The following is a 22,961-nucleotide window of genomic DNA, read 5'->3' as shown; positions in this document are numbered from 1 at the left end:
TGCGGTGGAAGAACAGCGCTTTAGGAACGACCGGTGACCCAGCAGCTCGCTCCCCTCGTACCCCCGCAGGCACAGACCCCGGCGCCCAGGGCACGCGATCCGTTCTTCGACAACGCCAAGTTCCTGGCGATCCTGCTGGTCGTGGTGGGGCACACCATCGTCGGGCTGCGCAAGGAGGTCGAGGCGGCCGAGGCGCTCTACTTCTTCATCTACGCCTTCCACATGCCGCTGTTCGTGGTGATCACCGGCTACTTCTCCCGCGGCTTCGGCCGGGGGAAGGGCAGGACGCGCAAGCTGGTCGCCGGGGTGGCCGCGCCGTACCTGGTCTTCGAGGTCGCGTACTCGTTGTGGGAGTGGCACTTCAACGACAAGAAGACGCTGACGATCAGCCTGCTGGACCCCATCTACCTGGTGTGGTTCCTGCTGGCGCTGCTCCTGTGGCGCCTGTCCACGCCGTTCTGGCAGCAGGTCCGCTGGCCGCTGGCCATCGCCGTGGCCGTCTCCCTGCTGGGCTACACCGGCCCGCTGTCGGACCACCTCGACATGCACAAGGTCCTGGGCCTCGTCCCCTTCTACGTGCTGGGCCTGTGCCTGCGGCCCGAGCACTTCGACCTGGTGCGCGGCCCCCGGACGCGGCTCGCGGGGGCGCTGATCCTCGTCGGCGGCTTCCTGGTGGCCTGGTGGGCCAAGGACCGGATGAACTACCAGTGGCTGTACTGGTGGGACTCCAACAAGGACCTCGGCGTCGGCAACCTGACCGGCAGCGCGATGCACCTGGCCCTGATGGTCGCGGCCTGCGTGCTGCTCTTCGCCTTCCTGGCCGTCGTCCCGCGGGGCCACACCTGGTTCACCGCGCTCGGCTCGTCGACGATCTACGCCTACCTGCTCCACGGTTTCCTGACGAAGTTCATACAGTTCCAGGAATGGGACCATCTGGAGTGGCTCCAGAACATCTGGGGCATGTTGGGCATGATCGCCTGCGCGCTGATCGTCGGCACGATACTCTGCACCCAGCCCGTCATCCGGCTCACCCGGTGGGCGGTGGAACCGCGGACCGGCTGGCTCTTCCGCGAGGAGTCGCCGCCCGCGGCGGTGAAGTGACCGTCACCGCACTCCCCACGGGTGGCCGGCGGGCGCATGAACCGTACATCACACGTTGGCGAATTCTGTAGAGTCTTCCAATGCTTAACGCATGATCGAAGCCCAGATCCCCGATCCCGGCGTCGGTAGACTCGCACGCGGGCGCGCGGCCCGATAAGCCACCCATGCTTGAAACGGATTCTTCTGCAATGAGCAGTGTGTTCCTGAGTGTCATCGTGCCTGTGCACGGCGTCCAGGGTTACCTCCGCCAGTGCCTCGACTCGATCCTGGAACCGGGGTGCCCTGGCCTCGAAGTGATCGCCATCGACGACAGGTCGCCTGACAACTGCGGCGCGATCCTGGACGAATACGCGCTGCGCGACCCGCGGGTGCGGGTCGTGCACCTGGAGGAGAACGTCGGACTCGGCGAGGCCCGCAACGTCGGCCTGTCGCTGGCCACCGGCGAGTACGTCTGGTTCTTCGACAGCGACGACTACGCCTCCGAGGGCTCGATGCTCTCGGTGTACGAGCGGCTGAAGGAGACCAGGCCGGACGTCCTGATCTTCGACTACGCGCGGGCCTACTGGCACGGCAAGGTCCAGCGCAGCGTCATCAACAAGCTCTTCCGCGAGCCGCCCGCGCCCGACACCTTCGCGCTGCGCGACCGCCCGAGCGTGCTCCAGCTGATGATGACCGCCTGGAACAAGGCGATCCGCCGGGAGTTCCTGGTCGGCCTCGGCCTGAAGTTCAGCGGCGGGTACTACGAGGACATCAACGTCACGTACCCGATCCTCATGGCGGCCGAGAAGCTCACCCTGCTCGACGAGGTCGTCTACATCTACCGCCAGCGGCGGCGCGGCGCGATCACCCGGACCGGCGGCAAGAAGCACTTCGACGCGTTCAAGCAGTACGAGCGCATCTTCGCCTTCATGGCCCAGCACCCCGAGACCGACCAGTACCGCCCGCTGATGTTCGACCGGACCATCTGGCACCTGCTGGTGATCCTGGGCCGCGGCGACCGGGTGCTGCCCGAGGACCGGGAGCGCTTCTTCGCGGAGATGTCCCGGATCTACCGCACGTTCCGCCCGGCCGACCACACCCTGCCCGAGGACGTCCAGCTCGCGGCGAAGTACCGGTTGATCGAGAAGAACAACTACCGGGCGTTCGAGACCTCCAAGAAGCTCAACGAGCGGCGCATCGCGGCCAAGAAGCAGGTCCGCAAGTACAAGGGCCGGGCCAGGAAGGCCGTGCGGTTCGCCAAGGGCAAGGCCAACGGCCTGCGCTACCGCGCCCAGCTGCGCATGGGGATCGACGAGAACCTCGCCGTCTACGCCGCGTACTGGTACCGCGGCTACTCCTGCAACCCGGCCGCGATCTACGAGAAGCAGCGCGAGCTCGCGCCGAAGATCAAGGGCGTCTGGGTCGTCAAGCGGGGCAACGCCGCCAAGATGCCCGAGGGCGTGCCCTACGTGGTGGCCGGCACCCGCGAGCACTCCCGGCTGATGGCCCGCGCCAAGTACTTCGTCAACAACGTCAACTTCACCGACGACCCGGTCAAGCGCAAGGGCCAGATCCACGTCCAGACCCAGCACGGCACCCCGCTGAAGAAGATGGGCCTGGACCAGATGGACTTCCCGGTCGGCGCCAACGACATGGACTTCCGCGAGCTCATCGACCGCGCCGACCGCTGGGACTTCCTGGTCTCCTCCAACCCGCTGTCCAGCGAGGCCTGGGACCGCGGCTTCCCCTGCGCCTACGAGATGCTGGAGACCGGCTACCCGCGCAACGACCGGCTGGTGCGCTCCACCGAGGCCGAGCGTGCCGCCCTGCGCGAGCAGCTCGGCATCCCCGAGGGCAAGAAGGCGATCCTCTACACCCCCACGCACCGCGACTACATGAAGCGGTTCTCCCCGCAGTTCGACCTGCGGAAGATGACCGAGGCGTGGGGCGAGGACCACGTGCTGCTGCTGCGCGCCCACTACTTCTACCGCCCGAAGGACCGCAGCGCCGACGAGCACCGGATCATCGACGTCTCGGGATACCCGGTCGTCGAGGACCTGATGATCGCCTCGGACGCGCTGCTGACGGACTACTCGTCGATCATGTTCGACTACGCGGTCCTGGAGGACCGGCCGATCGTGATCTACGCCAACGACTGGGAGACCTACAAGCGCACCCGGGGCGTCAACTTCGACCTCGTCCAGCAGCCCCCCGGCGTCATCGCCTTCACCGAGGAGGAGCTGGTCGAGGCCTTCGCCCTCGGCCGTGCCTGGAACGACACCGCGGTCAAGGACCGGGCGGCCTTCCGCGCCCGGTTCTGCTCCTGGGAGGACGGCAGGGCCGCCGAGCGGGTCGTGCGCCGGGTCTTCCTGGGCGAGCAGCTCCCCAAGCCCGCCCGGTAACGGACATCACATACATCTACTGAAAATTTCATATATCTAGCGAACCCTTCTTTCGGACCGCGCGTCTCACGCATCAACCGGTCCGGAAGAAGGGTTCGCCGCCGTGAGAGCCACCCCCCTCCTGCTCACCACCGCGCTCGCCGCCACCGTGCTGGGCACGGCGGCGCCCGCCGCCGCCGCGTCCCCCGCCAGACCGCACGACTTCAACGGGGACGGCCGCACCGACCTGGTCGTCAACGGGCCCGAGCTCGACCAGCGCGGCCACAGCGACACCGGGGTCGTCGCGATCCGCTACGGCGGGAGCGGCCGCAAGCAGCTCCTCACCCAGCACTCCCCCGGCATGGGCTCCGTTCCCGAGCACGGCGTGGGGTTCGGGGAGGCGACGGCTTCCGCCGACTTCGACCGCGACGGATACGCCGATCTCGCCGTCACCGGGCCCAACGAGCACGGCGCCACCGTCGTCTACGGTTCCGCGAAGGGCCTGTCCGGACGTGTCGCGTTCCTCGAGACCGGCGAGAGGCGCGGGCCGCTGCCCCGCCGTCTGGCCGTCGGCGACTTCGACCGGGACGGCCGCGCCGACCTGGTGATGACCAGCACGACCAAGTACTGGGTCTTCTCCCGGGTGGACGACGGCACGGACGTGGCGGAGCCCGTCCGGCACGCCTTCGTCTCCTACGAGATCCCGCTCAACGACCTGCGGCCCGCCGTCGGCGACTTCACCGGCGACGGCAGGGACGACATCTTCCTCTCCTCCAGCATGAACCCGCACTTCACCCGCCTGGTGAGGGCCACCGCCTCCGGCTTCGCCGCGCCCGCCGCCGTCCCCGGACTGCGCCAGGTCCGGACCGCGGTCGTGGGCGACTTCAACGGCGACGGCAGGGACGACCTCGTCACCCGGCGCGCCGGCAAGATCTACGTCCGGCCGGGCACCCGGTCGGGCCTGGGCGGGGCGAGGCTCGTGAAGAAGATCTCCTCCGGCGACCCCGTGCCGCTGGCCGCCGCCGACGTGAACCGCGACGGCAGGGACGACCTGGCCGCCGGCTTCCCCGAGGCGGGCCCCCGCGGGTCCGGCCAGGTGGTCCTGATCTACGGAAGCAGGAGCGGCCCGACCGCCAGGAAGGCGCGCGTCCTCCACCAGCGGACCAAGGGCTTCAAGGCCGGCGCCGAGAAGGGCGACGCCTTCGGCTCCGCCGTCCGGCTCGTCGACGTGGTCGGCGACCGCCGCCCCGACCTCGTCATCGGCTCCTCCGGTGAGGACAGGGGCGTCGGCCGCCTCTACATCCTGACGAACCGCGGCCGCACGATCTCCACCAAGGGCATCCGGCAGTACGGCCCGGGGTCCTTCGGGCTCAAGGGGCGCCGTCTCGGCTCCCACCTCTTCTCCTGAAGCGAAGGAAACGCGTGAAGATCCCCCCTGACAGGTACACCGGACACCGCTTCGGTTTCCTTCTCCGGCCCTGAGCCGGTCGGCGGTTTCGGTCACGGTTCGGGGCAGGGCAAACCGTAACCGCCTAATTTTTATGCAAAATCCGGTAATGTCCTGCCTCGTACGCCTTGTGTGGCTCAGGAGGTTCTTGGTGCTGGGACAGAGACGGGTGTGGTCCGCCGTCCTGACGGCGGTCTGTGCGCTGGGCATGGCGGTCGCCGTCCCGCAGAGCGCGTCGGCCGCGAAGGTGAAATCACAGATCGTCTTCAACAACCCGCTCGACCCCCGGGGGGCCGAGCGGATCGAGAACAAGATCTACGACCTGGTGAAGGGCGCCAGGGCGGGCTCCAGCATCCGGCTGAGCGTCTACCGGTTCACCAACGCCGACGGCATCGCCGAGGAGCTCATCGCCGCCGACCGGCGCGGCGTGGACGTCCGGGTGATCGCCGACTCCGGCGCCGCCGACCGCAGCAACGGCCAGCCCACCGCCTACGAGCGGGTGCTGTGGGCGCTGGGACCCAACAAGGTCACCACCTGCCCCGAGAACCGGGGCTGCATCGGGACCAAGCTGAACCACACCAAGTTCCTGCTGTTCAGCAACACCCACGGCACGAAGAACGTGGTCGTCCAGACCTCCCAGAACCTCAACGCCACCGGCGGCACCACCACCGACTGGAACGACGCCGTCGTCCTGGCCGGCGCCAGCGGCACCTACCGCGCCTACCGCAAGTACTTCGACGACCTGTGGAACCGCAAGGTCATGCCGAACTACTGGAAGAAGCGCGGCGGCCAGGTCTCCAGCCGCGAGGCGACCGTGCAGTTCTTCCCCAAGGCCTCGGGCGACCCCATCGACAGCATGCTGCGCAAGGTCCGCTGCTCCTTCACCTACAAGGGCCGCAAGGGCGCCACCCAGGTCCGCATCGCCACCGGCTCCTTCAACAACAAGCGCGACTGGCTCCTGCGCTCCCTGGGCGACCTCCAGAAGAAGGGTTGCGAGGTCGAGGTCATCGTCACCGTCGACCCCGGTGACATCAGCCGCACCGCCGTCGTCGCCACGCTGCGCGCCGCGGGCATCAAGGTCTACGACTTCGGCCTGTACTCCAGCCCCAACCCGATGCACTCCAAGTACATCCTGGTCCAGGGCCAGATCGGCAGGAGCGTCGGCAAGTGGACCTGGACCGGCAGCGCCAACCTCACCTGGGGTTCGCTGCGCCAGGACGACGAGACCATCGTCCAGCTGAAGAAGATCGGCTCCAGGGGCCCGTGGAAGATCCACGACGCCTACCGCTGCAACTTCCGCCGCGCCAAGGCGCAGTTCCTCGGCCAGCCGATGCCCTGCAAGGGCTGACGCCCCCGCAAGACGGCGAAAGGGCCGTGCCGCTCCGGCGGCACGGCCCTTTCCGCGTCCTCAGGCCCCGAAGACCCGGTCGACCACCCGGGCCGCGGCGAAGCCGTCGTCCAGTGAGCAGAACCGCTCGTAGAAGGCGTCGTACGCCGCCGCGTACTTCCGGCTCACCTCGCCGACGTTCCCGATCGCCTCGATCAGCTCCTCCGACGTCTCCAGCAGCGGCCCCGGCGCCTCCCGCTCGAAGTCGAAGTAGAAGCCGCGCAGCTTGTCGCGGTAGTGCGCCAGGTCGTAGGTGTAGAAGAGCATCGGCCGGCGCAGTTCGGCGAAGTCGAACATCACCGAGCTGTAGTCGGTGACCAGCAGGTCCGCCGCCAGGTACAGCTCGCCGATGTCGGGGTAGGACGAGGCGTCGTAGACGAACGGCCGCTCCGGGGCCCCGTCGACGACGTTGGGGTGCAGCCGGGCCACCAGCACGTGGTCGTCGGCCAGCTCCCGCTCGAACATGTCGAGGTCGATCCGCCAGTCGGACTTGTAGCGGCCCACCCCGTAGAACTGGTCGTCCCGCCAGGTCGGCGCGTACAGCACCACCTTCTTGCCCGCGGGGACGCCCAGCAGGGAGCGCACCCGCTCGGCGACCCGCCGGGCGTCCGGCGAGTGCAGCAGGTCGTTGCGCGGGTACCCGGCCTCGATCAGCTCGCCCTCGAACTTGAAGGCGCGCTGCAGGATCGGGGTGCTGAACGGGTTGGGCGAGACCAGGTGGGTCCACTCGGGCAGCCGCGGCTCCTTCTCCTCGGTCGCCATGGCCTTCTGCATGCCCGGCGAGTAGGCGAAGTGCACCTCCTTGACGTCACGCCCGATCTTCTTGAGCGGGGTGCCGTGCCAGGTCTGCAGCACTATCTGGTCGGGGTGGCGGTGGAACCAGTCGCCCAGCCGGTGGTTGGTGACGATGTACCTCGACGAGGCGACCGCCTCGTGCCACTCGACGCCGTTCAGCCGGACCGGCCTGACCGTGGACGGCAGCTCCACCTGGCCGTCGCCCACCACCCACAGCTGCTCCAGGGTGCTGCCCCGGCGCACCAGCTCCTCGTGGATGGCGCGGGGGCTGTCGCTGTACTGGCGGCCGTTGAAGCACGAGAACAGCACCGCGTCGCGCAGCCCCGCCTCCTTGACCTTCAGCCGTGCCTCCTGCCGCAGCTTGGCCCCGGCGCTGATCTCCTCGGGCCGCAGGTCGGAGCTGGCGGCGACGACCAGCCTGCCGTTCTGGTTCTCCAGCGAGTAGGTGCGCCGCTCCACCTCGACCGGCTCCGGCAACCGCACCGTCTCGGCGATCTGCAGCGCCAGCGGGCGGCCCTGCGCCCGGTAGAGCAGCTCCCACCTGCCCTGCCGCAGCGGCAGCATCCCGGCCAGGGTGTGCATCCGGGCCAGCGGAAGCCGCGCGCGCCCGTCCGTCAGCGGGAAGCGGTGCTCCTGCTTGCGGTTGCGGCTGCTGAGCACCAGCGTGCCGCCTCCGCCGTGCACCGGGTGCACGCCCTCGACCGCGAGGGACCCGTCCCCGGCCAGCTCCAGCGACCGGACGGTGAACCGCGCCGTGCGCAGGCTCAGCCGCAGGTAACCCGACGGGTTGCGGCCCGCGATGACCTCGCGTTCGCCCAGCAGCCGCCGTATCGGCTCGACCTCGTCGACCAGCACCATGGGCAGCCCGTCGAGGAAGGCCCGCCACACGACCGTGTCGTCCAGGCGGCTCTCGTCGGCCCGCACGTCCGGCAGGTCGCCCAGCGGCAGCCGTGCGGTGAACCCGCCCGCGGTGACCGCCACCGGGACCGAGACCTCCCGGTCCATCCGGACGACCGTCAGCCGCTCGGGAGCGCCCGACCTGGCCCTGCCGATGACCTCCAGGGCGTCGCCGTCCCAGCGCAGCCCCGTCACCCGCACCTGGACGGTCTCGACCCGCACCCGCAGGGTCTTCTCCACCACCTCGGGGACGATCCGGACGTCGTCCTCGACATAGGCGTAGGGCGGCTGCGCGCCGGACCCGGACGTCCCCGCCTGGATCTTCCCCCGCCGGAACACCCCGGCGTTGAAGACGGCCGCGTCCAGCTCCCAGACGCCGTCCTTCCAGCCGCGGGGGCCGCGCAGCTGCCGGGGGTTGATGGTGAACTCCATGCCCCGCCAGGCCTTCTTCACCAGCTTCTTGCGGGCCGGGACCAGGATCCGGCGGTTGCCCTGGCGCAGCACCACGCCCTTGACCGACGTCCACCTGCGCCGCATGCCGACCGAGTTGATGTAGGCCTCGCCGGTGATGACGAGCTTGCCGTCGCGCCACTCCACCGAGGTCGCGCGGCTGCGCAGCCGCAGCTCGTCCCGCGCCCGGTAGACGCTCTCGGGGATGGCGAGCTTGTCGTCCTTCCAGTACGGGTAGACCACGTACCTGCGGATGGGGCTGCGCACGATCGACGGGCTGGACTTGCCGCGCTCGTAGCGGATGACCTTGACCAGCTCGGTGGTGAGCCGCCGGGACGCCAGGTGCCACTTGAGCCTGCCGAGCGCGGACAGCCGCTGGAACAGCCGGGGGTCGACCCCCTCGGTGTAGCGGGCCGCCAGGTCGACGAGCAGCTCGCGCTCGGCGGGCTCGCAGTCGGGCAGCGCGTTCAGGAACACCTTGAACTCCCGGCCCAGCACGGTGAGCTGGAACCGCCGCCGCGCCGAGGCCCGCCAGTGCCCCTCCAGGACCCGCTCGATCCGGTCGACGGCAGCGAAGCCGTCCGCGATGTCCCGCCCGTCGGTGGTGGGCTGCGGGTAGAGCTCCCGCCTGCGGTAGACCGTCATCTCCGGCAGGATCTCCACCGCGGAGGCCAGGAAATGCGCCGGAATCGCCACGGCCAGATCCTCGTACCGGGAGCCGTCGGGAAAACCCAGCCCCGCGGCGTCCCAGAACGAACGGCGGAACAACTTGCCCGTCACATATCTGTCATGAAGCAGCGACGAATGCTTCTTGATGTGGGCGTGCCGCAGCCGCTTGGCGAAGGCCTCCTTGTGGGTATAGGCGCGCCAGGTGCCGCCCGACTCGGTGATCACGCTGACGTTGCCCGCGGCGAAGTCCGACCGCGAGCCGGCGAGCGCGTCGTGCAGCAGCTCCAGCGCCTGCGGTGGAACGCGGTCGCATCCCTCCACGAACGCCAGGAACTCGCCTCCGGTCTCGGCGATCCCGAGCTCGAACGCGGCGCCCCGGCTCAGCCCGTCGCCCTTGACCACCCGGAACCGGGAATCGGGCAATTCGATTCCGGTGCCGGCGGCGTCACCCACGACCACCGCCTCGAAATCGGAAAAGGTCTGCCTGGACAACGACTCCAGGCTTTCGGCCAGATGATTTCCGGCCCCGTGGGCGAGGACGACGACACTGATCATTGAGGCTTCTCACAAGGTCGAAGAGAGATCTCCCGAGTTTAGGGCAGGATCCCTCCGGCAATCCCGACGTCTTTCTCCGGTCAGGAACGGGCGGAGTGGGGCTCGGTCCCTTCCTCAGACCGGCTGGAGCACCTCCTCCTTCCGTTCGGTGGAACTCCCCGGCCGCGGGGCCCCGCGGCCGGGCGGCGCCAGCAGCACCGAGACGATGAGGACCGCCAGCACGCCCAGGGCGGCCGAGACCCACCAGTTGTTCACCGGGTCGCGGACGAACGGCATCGGATCCGGCCAGGGCTCCCCGGTGAACTGCGGCACCCCCGGCAGGTAGCCGAGCGTGCCCGCGGCCAGCCGTATCTGGAGCAGCCCGTCGACGCGGGTCGGCGGGAGCAGCGCCAGCAGCGGGAAGATCAGCGGGTCGTACCAGGGGTGCTGCACCGGGGACAGCAGCAGCAGCGCCGCGCCGAAGGCGAACGACACCCGGGCCGCCGCACCGGTGGCGTCCCCCGCGGGGGCCAGCCGCCACAGCAGGACGAGCAGGACGACCAGCCCGCAGCCGTACCCCCAGGCGGCCATCTCCTCGTGGGTCATCTCCACGCCCCAGCGCGGGAGGTAGCGCCACGGGTTGGTCGGCGCCACGTCCCCGGCCTTGTCGAACAGGACCTCGAACGCGGCGGGCCCGGCCAGCAGGTAGGAGCCGAGCCCGGTCGCGGCCACCCCGCCGGCCAGCCCGGCCAGGGCGGCCGGGGAGCGGCGCGCGGCCCAGGCCAGGCCGAGCCCGGCGAAGAAGAAGGGCGCCTTGACCCCGCCCGCGATCCCGATCAGCGCCCCGGCGTACATGCCCAGGGCCCAGCCCGGGGAGTCCGACCGGCGCAGGAAGACCGCGAAGGCCAGCACCATGGCCGCCGCCCCGTAGACGTCGCCGTGCGCCCCGGCGACGCAGGCCCACAGCATCAGCGGGTTGCACGTCCACAGCAGGTGCGCCCGCACGGGGTCGCGGGCGAGCCGGTGCAATACCACCGCGACCAGCGCGAAGGCCGCGCCCGCCGCGAGCTTCAGCACAAAGACGATCTTGAACATGGACGCGCCGCCGGCCGCCGCCGCGGCGGCGAAGGCCCAGTTGGCGACCGGCCCGTAGACCGAGGGCGTGTCCCGCCAGTGCTGCGGCGAGTACTCCCCCACCGGGTCCCCGGCGTCGATCAGCGTCTGCGGGACCGTCAGGTAGGGGTCGAGGCCCAGCGCGCCCATCCGGCCGTAGAGCGCGTAGCTCTGCACGTCCGTGGACCCGCCGACCGGCACCAGCGCCAGCAGCGCCGCGGCGGCCAGCCCGCCCCACAGCAGCGAGCGGGCCGGCGGCCGCCAGCCCCGGCGCAGCGCGAACAGCCCCAGGCACACGCCCAGCGCGCCCAGGCCGACCATGGAGAAGGTCAGCAGGACGACCAGCCGGGCGCTGGGGTCGGCCTCCAGCGACCAGCCTCCCCCGCTCTCCGGGACCGCGTTGGACGGTCCGAGCAGGCAGGCGTAGGCGCCGAGCCCCACCGAGGCGGAGACCAGCAGGAGCGCCGCCGCTCCCGACCCCGAGGTTTTCGCAGACATCGCGGTAAGAATAAGCGGCAGGACAACAGCACGCCGCCCTTCGCCGCGCGGGCCCGCACCCGGAATCCGGCGAGGCCGACGCGGTTGCGCCGGGTCGTCAGGAGGCAGTCCACCCGGTACCGCTCGATGATCGACATCCGTTCGGCGTCCGTGGTGCCGCGGGCGAAGAAACGCCGCACGTCACGACGCCTGGCGGCCTCGTCCACGAAGGGGTAGGGCCAGCCGGGGACGACACTGTAGGCGCCCTTTCCGTTGACCAGCCGGCCCGGCCAGGACCGGTCACTAAGGACCACCGTCCCCGGCTTGACCTTCCTGATCACAGGGGCGTAGACGGTGCGGGGGTCGCGGGCCTTCCAGGCCTCGAGCGTCCGCGGCGGGACCGGTTCCCACCAGGCGCGGATCAGCCCGCCGCTGTTGCCGTACAGGCCGGCGGCGCAGGCGGCGGCCGCCACCCCCGCGTAGACGGCCCTGCGGGCGCGCGGGCCGGGCGCGCCCAGGCAGGAGGCCAGGGCCAGGTGCAGCGCCAGCAGCGCGACGGGCAGCACCCGGGCGAACCCGTACGAGCCCGCGATCGCGCCGAGCCCCGCCACGGAGACCGCCAGGGTGAACAGCAGCAGCAGCTCCCGGCCCAGCGGCCTGCGGTCCACCCCGGTGACCAGCGCGGGCAGGCCGACCAGCGCCAGCCCGTAGTGCCCGAGCCCGAAGTCCGCGCCCAGGTCCAGGACCAGGCCCTGGTGGATGCGGGACAGCCCGCCCGCGGCCGCGGGCAGCGCCGTCAGGTCCGACCAGGGCCAGGCCAGCGCCAGGACGGCGGCGGCCGCCCCGGCCGCGTACTGGCCGCGGTCGCGCAGCCGGGCGGGGCGGGCCAGCACGAAGGCCAGCAGCCCGAGGGCGGTGTTCAGCGCGGTGAACGGGTGGATGAGCACGATCAGCGCCAGCAGGGGGGCCAGCGGCACCCAGCGGGCCGTGAGATAGGCGTGCCAGGCCAGCAGCATGAGCGCCGTGGCGGTGAGGCTGGGGTAGGCCATCGTCCACGACAGGGAGTACAGCCCGAAGAAGCCGCTCCACTCGTGCGGGCGCAGGCCCCACAGCAGCAGGGAGAAGACGACGGCCAGCGGCCCGACCGCGGGGCCGCCCAGGAGCCGGCAGAAACGGATCAGCGCCCACAGCCACAGCACCACGTTGGCCAGGCCCGCCAGCTCCAGCACCGCCTGCGGGCGCAGGCCGGTGACCTCGGCCGCGGCGGCCAGCGCCACCATCGTCGGCGAGTAGTAGGGGCTGCCCTCCACCGCGCCGACCAGCGGGTCGACCGGGGACCACGGATCGCGCAGCAGGCCGTGCAGGGTGCCCAGGTGCAGCCGCATGTCCCCGGCCCAGCTGTGCCGCAGCACCACCAGGACCGCCCAGCCGAGCACCAGCGCGCAGACCGGTGCCCAGAGCGGCACCGGCCACCGTCCGCGGACCCCTGCCATGCTCACCCATCGTAGTAACATGCCTGCGATGTGTGGCGACCTATCCCGTGAGCACGGTGTCCCGTAACCGCCTGATGCCGACCGTTCCCGCGCTGGCCGCACTCGCCACGGGCCTGTGGGGGCTCACCGGTCCGTCCTTCTGGCGGGACGAGGCGGTCACCGCCGAGGTCTCCCGGCGCTCCCTCGGCCAGATCCTGCGGCTGCTGCCCCAGGTCGACGCCGTCCACGGCCTCTACTACCTGCTGCTGCACCTCGTCTCGGAGCTGTTCGGCTCCGGGGAGGCCGCGCTGCGGCTGCCGTCGGTGCTGGCGGGTGCGGTCACCGCCGGGTGCACCGCCGAACTGGGCCGCCGGTACGGCGGCGCGCGCCTGGGCCTGCTGGCGGGACTGCTGGCGGCGTTCTCCCCCTTCCTGACCCGCTACGCCCAGGACGCCCGCCCGTACGCGCTGGTCACCGCGGCCGCCGCCGCCTCCACCCTGCTGCTGGCCTCGGCGCTGGAGCGGGGAGGCAGGCCGAGATGGGCGGCCTACGCCGTCTCCGTCGTGCTCGTGGGGCTGTTCAACCTGTTCGCCCTCCTGCTGCTCGCCGCGCACGCCTTCCCGGCCCGGCCGCGGCAACGCGCCTGGGCCGCGGCGGCCGGGGCGGCGCTCGGCTGCCTGTCGCCCCTGCTGCTGCTCGCCTCGACGCAGCGCGGCGCCCAGATCTCCTGGCTGACCCGGCCGGAGCCGCAGGCCGTGGCGGAGTGGGCGGTCGTGCTCGCCGGGGGCGCGTGGCTGGTGCCGCCCTTCGCCGCCCTGGCCGTGCTGGGCGCCTGGAGGCGGCCCGTCCTGCGGACGGCGGCGGTGCCCTGGCTGCTGCTGCCGGTGGTGGTGCTGCTGGGCGCCTCCCTGATCAGCCCGGTCTACACCCCGCGCTACGTGCTGTTCACCGCCCCCGCGGCGGCCCTCCTCGTGGCGGCGGGCCTGGACTCCCTGCCGGCCGTGCCCGCCTGGGCGGGCGCGGCGGCCCTGATCGCCGGGATGGCGCCGATGCACCTGCAGCAGCACGCGGTGGACGACCGCGCGGACGACCTGCGCCGGCTCCGCGCGCTCGTCGAGCGGCACGCCAGGCCCGGGGACGGCCTGCTGTTCCGGGTGACCGAACAGCGGACGATCATGGGCGCCTATCCGGAGGCCTTCGCCCGCCTGGACGACCTGGCGCTGGAGCGCACCGGGGCCGAGGCGGGCGACCTCACGGGCGACCTGGCGGGCCCCGCCGCCTTCGCCCGGCGGCTGGCCAAGGCCGACCGGGTCTGGGTGGTGAGCAAGCGCCCCGACCGGGACTCCCCCGCCTACCCGGTGGACGAGTCCCGGTTCCTGGTGCTGCGCGAGTCGTTCGGCAAGGTGAGGGGCTGGCGGTTCAAGGGCGGCTATCTCGCGCTGTACGCGCGGGAGTGATTGCGGTCCAGCCGCAGGACCCTGCGCGCCAGCCCGCCCAGCAGCGCCGGGACCGCCAGGTGCAGCGACCGCGCGCCGATCTGGACGGCCAGCCGCCCCCTGCTGGTGCGGTACGGCTTGGCGGTGCGGCGCAGGCCGACCCGTCCGCCGGTGAGCCGCTCGGGCGTGAACACGCCGGGGACCGTGCCGTCCCGGTCGACGATCTCGTACTCCAGCCGCCAGGTCCCCTGCACCCAGTCGCGCAGCGGCAGCTCCGCGGTGAAGGAGGCGCCGGAGAGCACGGCTTCGGCCGACACCACCACCGGCTCCTCGGCGCGCAGCCGCGCCAGCACCCGCAGGCCCAGTCCCGAGCCGAGCGGGAGCCGCCCGGAGACCACCAGGCGGCCGCCGGTCACCACCGCCGAGGCGGCGTGGTCGGGCGCCGCGCCCGGGATGCCCGCCTCCAGGCTCAGGTTGCCGAAGTCGGTGGCGTACAGCCGCGCCAGCGGCCGCCCCCCCTCCACCGGGAGGAAGACCGGGCCCGGCAGACCCGCCGGGTCGACCGCCAGCCGGGCGGAGACCGGCACCTCGCCGAACCGCGCGTTCACCGACAGGTCCCAGCGGCCCTTGGCCGGGCGGAGCGCCGCGACGTCCATCTCGGCGGTGCGCTCGCGCCCGCCGGACAGCGGGACGGTGTGCACCGGGCCGTCCTCGCCCCTGCGGCGCAGCACCAGCACCGGATCGGCGATCTCGCCGCCGGGCAGCTCGGTGCGCACCACCGCCCTCAGGACGCCGCCGTCCCAGGACACCCGCTCCAGCGAGCACCGGAACGGCAGCCGCTCGGTGACGTCGTAGCAGGAGTCGGGCAGCTCGCCGAAGCCCGGGGTGGCCTCGTAGACGCGGCCGTCCCTGACCGCCAGGGACGGCGTGCGGCCCGACACCCGGTGGCGGACGATCTCCGGCAGCAGCTCGTTCGGGCCGTGCTGCAGGCAGTGCGCCACCTGCCGGAAGAAGGGCGCCATCGTCGCGGTGATCCGCGGGGTGAGGTGGGCGCGGATGAGCCGGAGCGCCCCCTCCTCGGTGACCGCGCGGGTCTCGGCGTCGGCGGCCAGGTAGGCCTCGCCGAACCGCGGCATGATCTCCTCGCGGAAGTTGCGGCGCAGCATGCGGTCGCGGGCCTCGCCCGGCTCGGTGTGCTCCTCCACCACCCGCATCACCCGGCCGATGGCCGGGAAGAAGTCGAGGTCGGGGGCGCCGCCCTGCTGCATGACGCTGCTGCCGTCCTCGCGCTCCACCCAGAAGTAGCAGTCGTGGTCGGCCAGGACGCTCACCCCGCGCGCGCGGAAGTAGGCCTTGGCGGTGAACTCCTGGTCCTCGTGGGAGAGCAGCCCCTCGGCGAACCGCAGGTCCTTGATGACCTCGCGCCGGAACAGCTTGAGCGGCGCGAGGGTGGCGTACAGGTCCGGCGGGTTGTCGTACACGGTGGTGCGGGCCACGGTCCGGCGGAACAACCGGCGGGGGACGTTGCGCCCCACGCCGACGTACTTGCCGATCACGATGTCGGTGCCGTTCTCCTCGGCCATCGCGACCATGCGCTCCAGGGCGCTGGGGTCGAGCCAGTCGTCGGCGTCGAGGAACTGCACGAACTCCCCCGCCGCCAGTTTCAGCCCGACGTTGCGGGGGGCGCCGGGCCCGCCGGAGTTGGGCTGGTAGCGGACGGTGAGGCGCGGGTCGTCGTAGGAGGCGAGCAGAGCCCGGCTGCCATCGGTCGAACCGTCGTCCACACAGATGAGCTCGAGTTCGGCCAGGCTCTGCTCGAACACCGATTCGATGCAACGGCGTAGCGTCGCCCGGCAGTTGTACACCGGGACGATCACGCTGACTTTGGGCTGGGGCACTCGAGATTTCCTGTCACGCGGGAGCATGAGCACATTAGCCCCACCCCTGGAAATTGGCGAAGGGTTCCCGGCAAGGTGATCACCACCGGGCCCGGGCGATAGGGTCCTACGTGCCCAATTTGCCGTCAATGCCGGTCCTTCGCCACCGTACCCCGGCCCTGACGGTGGCGGTTCCCGCCCTGCTCACCATGGCGATCACCGGGTTCCGCCTGGACGGGCCCGCGCTCTGGCGCGACGAGGCGGTCACCGCGGGCATGGCCCGGCGCGACCTGGGCTCCTTCTTCGCCGTGCTGGGCGAGATCGACGCGGTGCACGGGCTCTACTACCTGCTCATGAAGGCCGTCGTCGCCCTGTTCGGCGACGGCGAGACCGCCCTGCGGGCCCCCTCGGTGCTCGGCGCGGTCCTGGCCGCGGGCGCCACCGCCGAGATCGGCAGGCGGCTGGGCGGCGCGCGGGTCGGGCTGTTCGCCGGGCTCCTGGTCGCCGTCTCCCCCGCGCTGAGCCGCTACGCCCAGGAGGCCCGGCAGTACACCCTGGCCGCCGGGCTCGCCGCCCTGGCCACCCTGCTGCTGGTCCGGGCGCTGCGGGACCGCCGGCCCCTCCGGTGGTACGGCGTGACGATCGCGCTGCTCGGCCTCACCCACCTGTTCACCCTCCTGCTGGTGCCCGCCCACCTGGCCGCCGTGCTCCTGCACCGCGACCGCGCCCTCCTGCTGCGCTGGGCCCCGGTCACCGCGGCCGCCCTGGCCCCCTGCGCCGTCCTGGCGGTGGTGGCGCTGCCCCAGAGCGACCAGGTGAGCTGGATCGAACGGCCCGACGCCGTGGTCGTCACGGACATGCTCGACGGCCTCGCCGGGACGCCCGGCTTCTTCGCCTTCACCGTGGTGCTCATCCTTCTGGGCCGCAACGGGGAGCTGTGGCGCACCGCGGCTCCCTGGATGGTCCTCCCGCCGCTGCTGCTGCTCGTGTTCTCCCTCTGGAGCCCCTTCTACGTCTTCCGCTACGTACTGTTCTGCATTCCGGCGGTGGCGCTGCTCACCGCCGCGGGCCTGGACCGGCTGCGCTGGTCGGCGGGAGTGCCGGTGCTGCTCGCCGCGGCGCTGCTGGCGCTGCCCGCGCACCAGCAGATGCGGCTCCCCTCCGAACGCGCCGACGACCTGCGGGAACTGGCGCGGATCGTCCGGACCGAGCACCGCCCCGGAGACGCCGTCGTCTTCCACTACACCAGCTCCCGCCGGGTCATGTCGGCCTACCCCGAGGCCTACGCGGGCCTGGACGACGTGCTGGCAGCCCGCCCGGACCAGGGCCTGGACGGGCTGGAGGTGCCCCCGAGGCAGTTCGCGGGACGCCTCGCGGGGGTCCGGCGGATCTTCTACGTCGACCACTCCCGCAAGCCCGCCAGCAGCGAATTCGCCGCCGTCGACGCGCGCAAGGACTCCCTGCTCCGCGGCGGCCGCGCCACCTGGATCCGCACGGGCCGCTGGCTGTTCAAGGGGGGATCCGTCCATCTATACGAGCGCCGTCCGCCGTTCACCTGAGCGTGTGCGCGGGGTCACTCGGGGTCCTTAGCTTGGAGGCCTCTGCCCGCGACAGCGGGTGATGACCACGAGGTGGAGCGTTGCGCGTCGTCTGTGTGATCCCCGCCCGAGGCGGCTCCAAGGGAGTGCCCGGCAAGAACCTCGCCAGGGTCGGCGGCGTCCCCCTGGTCGTGCGCGCCGTCGGCGCGGCCCGCCGGGCCGGGTCCGTCGAGGAGGTCCTGGTCTCCACCGACGACACCGCGATCGCGGCGGCCGCCCGGGAGGCGGGGGCGCGGGTCGTGGAGCGGCCCGCCGGTCTCAGCGGGGACGCCGCCACCTCCGAGTCCGCGCTGCTGCACGCGCTCGGGACGCTGCCCGAGCGGCCCGAGGTGACGGTCTTCCTGCAGTGCACCTCGCCGTTCGTGGACCCGGCCGACCTCGACGCCGCCGTCCGGGAGGTGCTCGACGGCGCCTCCGACGTGGTGTTCTCGGCACTGGAGACCCACGAGTTCCAGTGGAGCCGCGGCGAGGACGGCCTGAGCGGCGTCGGGCACAGCGCCGCGTTCCGCCCCCGCCGCCAGGACCGCGCCCCGCACTACCGGGAGACCGGCGCGTTCTACGTGATGCGCACGGACGGCCTGGTGGAGCACGGGCACCGCTTCTTCGGCCGGATCGGCGTGCGCGCCGTCCCGGCCGCGCACGCCGTCGAGGTCGACACGCCCGAGGACCTGGCCGTCGCCCGCGCCCTGGCGCCGCTGGCCGGCCGGCCGGAACCGCTGGACGTGGACGTCCTGGTCACCGACTTCGACGGGGTGCACACCGACGACCGGGCGCGGGTGCACCAGGACGGCACCGAGTCGGTGTCGGTCTCCCGGGAGGACGGCATGGGCGTCGCCCTGCTCAGGAAGGCGGGCGTGCCCGTCCTCATCCTGTCCACCGAGACCAACCCCGTGGTCGCCGCGCGGGCCCGCAAGCTCGGCGTCCCCGTGCTGCACGGGGTCGCCGACAAGGCCACGGCCCTGGCCAAGTGGCTGCACGACGAAGGGTACGACCCCCGCCGCGCCGCCTACGTCGGCAACGACCTGAACGACCTCGGCTGCCTCACCCTGGTGGGCTGGCCGATCGCGGTGCCGCACGCCCACCCGGAGGTCCTGGCCGCGGCGCGGCTGGTGCTCGGCCGCCCGGGGGGCGGGGGCGCGGTCCGCGAGGCGTGCGAACGCATCATCCAGAGCAGGACCCTGCAGAACCGACCGAACGAAGGTAAGTGATATGCCCGCTTCTGTGAAGATCGGCGACCGGCTGGTCGGCTCCGGCCAGCCGGTCTACGTGATCGGCGAGATCGGCATCAACCACAACGGCGACATGGCGATCGCCCGCCAGCTCATCGACGTCGCCGCCAACGCCGGGTGCGACGCGGTCAAGTTCCAGAAGCGCACCCCGGAGATCTGCGTCCCGGTGGAGCAGCAGGGCAGGATGCGCAGCACGCCCTGGGGCGAGATGACCTACCTGGAGTACAAGCACCGGGTGGAGTTCGGCGAGGAGGAGTACGCCGAGATCGACCGCTACTGCGCCCAGCGCGGCCTGCAGTGGTTCGCCTCCCCCTGGGACGCGCCCTCGGTGGACTTCCTGGAGGAGTTCGACGTGGTGACGCACAAGGTCGCCTCGGCCTCCATCACCGACCGGGAGATGCTGCGCGCCCTGGCCGCCACCGGCAAGCCGGTCATCCTGTCGACCGGCATGTCGGAGCTGAAGGAGATCGACGAGGCCGTCGAGATCCTCGGCACCGAGCGGCTGGTGATCCTGCACGCCACCTCCACCTACCCGCTGCCGGCCGAGGAGGCCAACCTCCGCACCATCGGCACCCTGCGCGAGCGCTACGGCGTCCCGGTGGGCTACTCCGGGCACGAGCGCGGCCTGCAGATCAGCCTCGCGGCCGTCACCCTCGGCGCGTGCGCGGTCGAGCGCCACATCACCCTGGACCGCACCATGTGGGGCTCCGACCACGCGGCCTCGCTGGAGCCGACCGGCCTCCAGCACCTCATCCGCGACATCAGGGTCATCGAGTCGGCCCTGGGCGACGGCGTCAAGCGCGTCTTCCCCGGCGAGGTCGAGCCACGCGAGCGCCTGCGGCGGGTCACCTCTTGAGCGGTTCCACGGCTCTCTCGGTCATCGTCCCCATGCACAACGTGGAGCGGTACGCCGGCGACATGCTGACGAGCCTGGTCCGGAACGTCTCGGAGGAGGTGGAGTTCATCCTGGTGGACGACGGGTCCACCGACCGCACTCCCGACCTCATCGAGCAGTTCCGGCCCAGGCTGGAGCGGGTCGAGGTGATCCGGCACGAGAAGGCGGCCGGGCTCAGCGGGGCGCGGAACGCCGGAATGCGCGCGTCCTCCGGCCGGTACCTCACCTTCCTGGACGGCGACGACTACGTCCGGCCCGGTTACTTCGGCGAGCTCGCCGCCGCGATGGACCGGCTCGGCTGCGACTACGTCAAGGTCGACCACATCAAGGTCTTCGGCAGACGCCGGGTGCCCGACCGCGCGCCCATGGGGGTGCGCGGCACCCCGCTCAAACCGCGGGACGGCATCCTGCCCGTGCACGGGCGGGCCATGGTCGACTACCCGAACGCCTGGTCGGGCGCCTACCGGCGGGAGCTGTTCGAGGCGGGGACGCTGCTGTTCGACGAGCAGCTGCTCACCTGCGAGGACCGCCCCTGGACCTGGCGGCTGCACCTGAAGGCCGAGTCCTACGCGGTCGTCTCGCTGTGGGGGCCGTTCTACCGGCGCGAGGTGGCCGGCTCCCTCACCAAGGTCGGCGACGAGCGGCAGCTGCACTTCTTCGACGCCTTCGACCTGGTTCTGGCCGAGCTGGCGGCCGACCCCGAGGGCGAGCGGTTCCGCACCAAGGCCATCCGCAACTACTGCGCGATGATCGCCTTCCACCTGAACGAGCGCCGCCGGCTCAGCCCGCTGCTCCAGCGGCGCCTGCGGGCCCGCGCCAAGGCCACCGTCGCGGCGTTCCCCGCCGACCACCTGGCCGAGGTGATGCCGGGGCTCGGACCGGAACGCGAGCGACTCTTCACCGAGCTGCTGGGGGTGACCGCATGACCCAGATCTTCGTCGCCTCCACGCTGTTCGGCGCGATGACCGTCGCCGCGGCGATCGACGCCGGGCGGTTCGGGCCCCCCGGGCGCCGCCGCGTGCTGCTGGTCAGCGACAACACCGCGATCCCCGAGCTGGGCCGCGACCTCACCCTCTCGCCCGACTTCGCCGCGCTGCGCGACCGGTTCGACGAGGTGCGCTCCTGGAACGCCGAGATCAGCCCGCTGCACCCGTCCGGCTGGATGCCGCGCGGCGAGGAGCTCATGTTGTGGGAGCGCCTCTTCCGCGAGCGCTGGGGCCTGGCCGACGAGCCGCTGGAGCTGGCCGTCGAGACGATCGCCGCCCCGCCGGCCAGGGCGCTGACCTCGATCTTCTCCGAGGCGCTGATCACGGTGTACGCCGACGGGCTGATGAGCTACGGGCCGACCAGGGACGGGCTGCCCGACGGGGTGGGCAGCCGCGTCACCCGGCTGCTGCACCTGGACCTGGTGGCGGGGCTCACCCCGCTGCTGCTGAGCGAGCACGGCGTGTCCTGCGAGCTCATCCCGGACGACGCCTTCACCGCCGTTCTCCACAAGCTGAACCCGCCCGTGCCCCCTGCTGACGGGCTCGAGGCGGGGGCGCTGCTGGTCGGTCAGTACCTGGCGGCACTGGAGATCCTGAGCGAGCAGGAGGAAGATGAGCTCCATGTGGCGATGCTGCGTGGCGTCGTGGCCCGAGGGCACACGACAGTGCTGTTCAAGCCCCACCCCTCCAGTCCGGTGCGGACGGGCGACCGGCTGGCCCGCGAGGCGGCACGGCTGGGCGTCCGGCTCCTGGTCCTCGACGCTGCGGTACCGGCGGAGACCTGGTGCGCGGCGCTTCGGCCATCACTGATCGTCGGCTGCTTCTCCACCGCGCTGGTCACCGCGTCCCGCTACCACGGGATCCCCGCCGCCACCGTGGGCACCGGCCTGCTGCTCCAGCGCCTGGCCCCCTACCAGAACAGCAACCGCGTGCCGGTGACCATCATCGACGCGACGGTGCCGCATCTGGCCGAGGACGGGACGCTCGGCGAGCCGCTCCTGAAGTCGGTGCCCGACCTGCGCGCGCTGCTGGTGGCGGTGGCGTACGCGATGCGCGCCGCCTCCCTGCCCGAGCGGCGCAAGGAGGCTGCCGCGTTCCTGGCCGAGCACGGCACGGGCGAGATGATGCGCTACTTCAAGAAGCGCAGGCTGACCGCGCTGGCCCTGCCCGGCGGGCTGTCCCCGGCCAAGCGCACCCTGCTGGCCACCGCGCTCCCGCCGCGCAGCCGCAGGCGTAAGATCGCCGCCCGCGCCTTCGAGGCCGCGGGCCTGGACCGCGACCCGTGACCACGCTGTCGGTCGTCGTGCCGGTCCGCGACGTGGAGCGGTACGTGCCCGACCTGCTGCGGTCCCTGTGCCGCAACACCCGTCCCGACTTCGAGTTCCTCGTGGTCGACGACGCCTCCCGCGACCGGACCGCCGACCTGGTGGCCGGCGCGGGGGTGCCGGGCCTGCGGCTCATCCGCCACGCCGCGGCCCTGGGGCCCGGCGCGGCCCGCAACACCGGCCTGGCCGAGGCCTCCGGCCGCTACCTGACCTACCTCGACGGCGACGACTGGATCCGGCCGGGCTACCTGGCCGAACTGGTCGCCGCGATCGCCGGGCTCGGCTGCGACTTCGTGGTCTGCGACCACATCAGGGTCACCGGACGGCGGCGGCAGCCGCGCCGCCCCCCGCAGGGCAGGCTGCGGGAGGTGCTCGACCCCCGCGACGGCATCCTGCCGGTCTCCCAGCCCTCCATGGTCGACTACCCCTACACCTGGGCCGGGATCTACGACCGGCGGCTGGCCGACCGCGGCCTGCTGCACTTCGCCCCCGAACTCCACACCGCCGAGGACCGCCCCTGGTTCTGGCGGCTGTACCGCCAGGCCTCCTCTTACGCGGTGGTCCCGCTGCGCGGCGTCTTCTACCGGCGCCACCGCGAGGGCGCCCTCACCCGGATCGGGGACGCCCGCCAGCTGCACTTCTTCGACGCCTTCGACCTGGTGCTGGCCGAACTGGCCGCCGACCCCGAGGCCGAGCGGTTCGCCGCCAAGGCCGTCCGCAACTACTTCGCCATGATCGGCTACCACCTGACCCGCCGGGAGCGGCTCAGCCCGCCGCTGCGGGTGGAGCTGGCCGACCGCGCCCGTGCCACGATGCTGGCGGTGCCGCCGGAGCTGCGCGCCGAGGTGCTGCCCGCGATGGGCGTCTACCGGCAGGAGCTGTTCGAGGAGCTGCTGGGCGTCCGGATCTGACC

General features: G+C 72.0%; 14 protein-coding genes. 11 read left to right on the top strand and 3 right to left on the bottom strand.

Going from position 1 to position 22,961, the window contains the following annotated elements; all coding sequences use genetic code 11:
* Positions 1 to 33: 33 nt before the first annotated feature.
* The 4 genes from C2865_RS07065 to C2865_RS07050 all read left to right on the top strand — a co-directional run bounded on the left by C2865_RS07065 (position 34) and on the right by C2865_RS07050 (position 6,256).
* Positions 34 to 1,101, top strand: coding sequence for an acyltransferase family protein (locus tag C2865_RS07065; protein WP_106397554.1), 1,068 nt, complete (start codon positions 34 to 36; stop codon positions 1,099 to 1,101).
* A 188-nt stretch (positions 1,102 to 1,289) separates the two neighbouring features.
* Positions 1,290 to 3,482 carry a bifunctional glycosyltransferase/CDP-glycerol:glycerophosphate glycerophosphotransferase gene (locus C2865_RS07060; protein WP_106397553.1) on the top strand — a complete coding sequence of 731 codons (2,193 nt, stop codon included), beginning with the start codon at positions 1,290 to 1,292 and terminating at the stop codon, positions 3,480 to 3,482.
* A gap of 103 nt (positions 3,483 to 3,585) precedes the next feature.
* Positions 3,586 to 4,869: an FG-GAP repeat domain-containing protein gene (locus C2865_RS07055; RefSeq protein WP_106397552.1), complete on the top strand. Its 1,284-nt coding sequence runs from the start codon at positions 3,586 to 3,588 to the stop codon at positions 4,867 to 4,869.
* A gap of 190 nt (positions 4,870 to 5,059) precedes the next feature.
* Positions 5,060 to 6,256 (top strand): phospholipase D-like domain-containing protein, encoded by a 1,197-nt coding sequence (locus tag C2865_RS07050; protein ID WP_198653077.1) that lies wholly within the window; start codon positions 5,060 to 5,062, stop codon positions 6,254 to 6,256.
* 60 nt (positions 6,257 to 6,316) lie between these two features.
* On the opposite strand, the gene C2865_RS07045 is transcribed toward C2865_RS07050, so the two are convergent.
* Together C2865_RS07045 and C2865_RS07035 are read right to left on the bottom strand one after the other, a co-directional pair.
* Positions 6,317 to 9,661 carry a bifunctional glycosyltransferase/CDP-glycerol:glycerophosphate glycerophosphotransferase gene (locus C2865_RS07045; protein ID WP_106397550.1) on the bottom strand — a complete coding sequence of 1,115 codons (3,345 nt, stop codon included), beginning with the start codon at positions 9,659 to 9,661 and terminating at the stop codon, positions 6,317 to 6,319.
* A gap of 1,421 nt (positions 9,662 to 11,082) precedes the next feature.
* Positions 11,083 to 12,723 carry a hypothetical protein gene (locus C2865_RS07035; protein ID WP_157963603.1) on the bottom strand — a complete coding sequence of 547 codons (1,641 nt, stop codon included), beginning with the start codon at positions 12,721 to 12,723 and terminating at the stop codon, positions 11,083 to 11,085.
* 56 nt (positions 12,724 to 12,779) lie between these two features.
* Here C2865_RS07035 and C2865_RS07030 point away from each other — a divergent pair, with 56 nt between their 5' ends.
* Positions 12,780 to 14,159, top strand: coding sequence for a glycosyltransferase family 39 protein (locus tag C2865_RS07030; protein WP_157963602.1), 1,380 nt, complete (start codon positions 12,780 to 12,782; stop codon positions 14,157 to 14,159).
* Here C2865_RS07030 and C2865_RS07025 read toward each other — a convergent pair.
* The gene (locus C2865_RS07025; protein WP_157963601.1) at positions 14,132 to 16,036 is read right to left on the bottom strand and encodes a glycosyltransferase family 2 protein; all 1,905 of its coding nucleotides are present in this window, start codon (positions 16,034 to 16,036) and stop codon (positions 14,132 to 14,134) included. The genes C2865_RS07030 and C2865_RS07025 overlap by 28 nt on opposite strands.
* Before the next feature lie 128 nt (positions 16,037 to 16,164).
* On the opposite strand from C2865_RS07025, the gene C2865_RS07020 reads away from it, so the two are divergent.
* The 6 genes from C2865_RS07020 (at position 16,165) to C2865_RS06995 (ending at position 22,959) form a co-directional block, all read left to right on the top strand.
* Positions 16,165 to 17,574: a glycosyltransferase family 39 protein gene (locus C2865_RS07020; protein ID WP_106397545.1), complete on the top strand. Its 1,410-nt coding sequence runs from the start codon at positions 16,165 to 16,167 to the stop codon at positions 17,572 to 17,574.
* 80 nt (positions 17,575 to 17,654) lie between these two features.
* Positions 17,655 to 18,821 carry an acylneuraminate cytidylyltransferase gene (locus tag C2865_RS07015; protein WP_106397544.1) on the top strand — a complete coding sequence of 389 codons (1,167 nt, stop codon included), beginning with the start codon at positions 17,655 to 17,657 and terminating at the stop codon, positions 18,819 to 18,821.
* A 1-nt stretch (position 18,822) separates the two neighbouring features.
* Entirely contained in the window at positions 18,823 to 19,698 is an 876-nt protein-coding gene (locus tag C2865_RS07010; RefSeq protein WP_106397543.1) for an N-acetylneuraminate synthase family protein, read from the top strand.
* On the top strand, positions 19,695 to 20,663 hold the full coding sequence (locus tag C2865_RS07005) for a glycosyltransferase family 2 protein (protein WP_106397542.1): 969 nt from the start codon (positions 19,695 to 19,697) through the stop codon (positions 20,661 to 20,663). Before C2865_RS07010 ends, C2865_RS07005 begins: the two co-directional genes overlap by 4 nt.
* On the top strand, positions 20,660 to 22,009 hold the full coding sequence (locus C2865_RS07000) for an alpha-2,8-polysialyltransferase family protein (protein WP_106397541.1): 1,350 nt from the start codon (positions 20,660 to 20,662) through the stop codon (positions 22,007 to 22,009). The genes C2865_RS07005 and C2865_RS07000 overlap by 4 nt, the downstream gene beginning before the upstream one ends.
* Complete coding sequence (locus C2865_RS06995) at positions 22,006 to 22,959, top strand: glycosyltransferase family 2 protein (RefSeq protein ID WP_106397540.1); 954 nt, start codon at positions 22,006 to 22,008, stop codon at positions 22,957 to 22,959. The genes C2865_RS07000 and C2865_RS06995 overlap by 4 nt, the downstream gene beginning before the upstream one ends.
* The last annotated feature ends 2 nt before the right edge of the window (positions 22,960 to 22,961 follow it).

Source organism: Actinocorallia populi (assembly GCF_002995495.1).
GTDB classification, from domain to species: Bacteria; Actinomycetota; Actinomycetes; order Streptosporangiales; family Streptosporangiaceae; genus Actinocorallia; species Actinocorallia populi.
Note: the sequence above shows the minus strand (reverse complement) of the source record. Positions and strands in the feature narration are given on the sequence as shown.

Coding starts and splice junctions, on each gene's coding strand:
- C2865_RS07060 (WP_106397553.1), top strand. CDS start 1,290: ATGAGCAGTGTGTTCCTGAGTGTCATCGTGCCTGTGCACGGCGTCCAG.
- C2865_RS07045 (WP_106397550.1), bottom strand. CDS start 9,661: ATGATCAGTGTCGTCGTCCTCGCCCACGGGGCCGGAAATCATCTGGCC.
- C2865_RS07035 (WP_157963603.1), bottom strand. CDS start 12,723: ATGGCAGGGGTCCGCGGACGGTGGCCGGTGCCGCTCTGGGCACCGGTC.
- C2865_RS07020 (WP_106397545.1), top strand. CDS start 16,165: ATGCCGGTCCTTCGCCACCGTACCCCGGCCCTGACGGTGGCGGTTCCC.
- C2865_RS07010 (WP_106397543.1), top strand. CDS start 18,823: ATGCCCGCTTCTGTGAAGATCGGCGACCGGCTGGTCGGCTCCGGCCAG.
- C2865_RS07000 (WP_106397541.1), top strand. CDS start 20,660: ATGACCCAGATCTTCGTCGCCTCCACGCTGTTCGGCGCGATGACCGTC.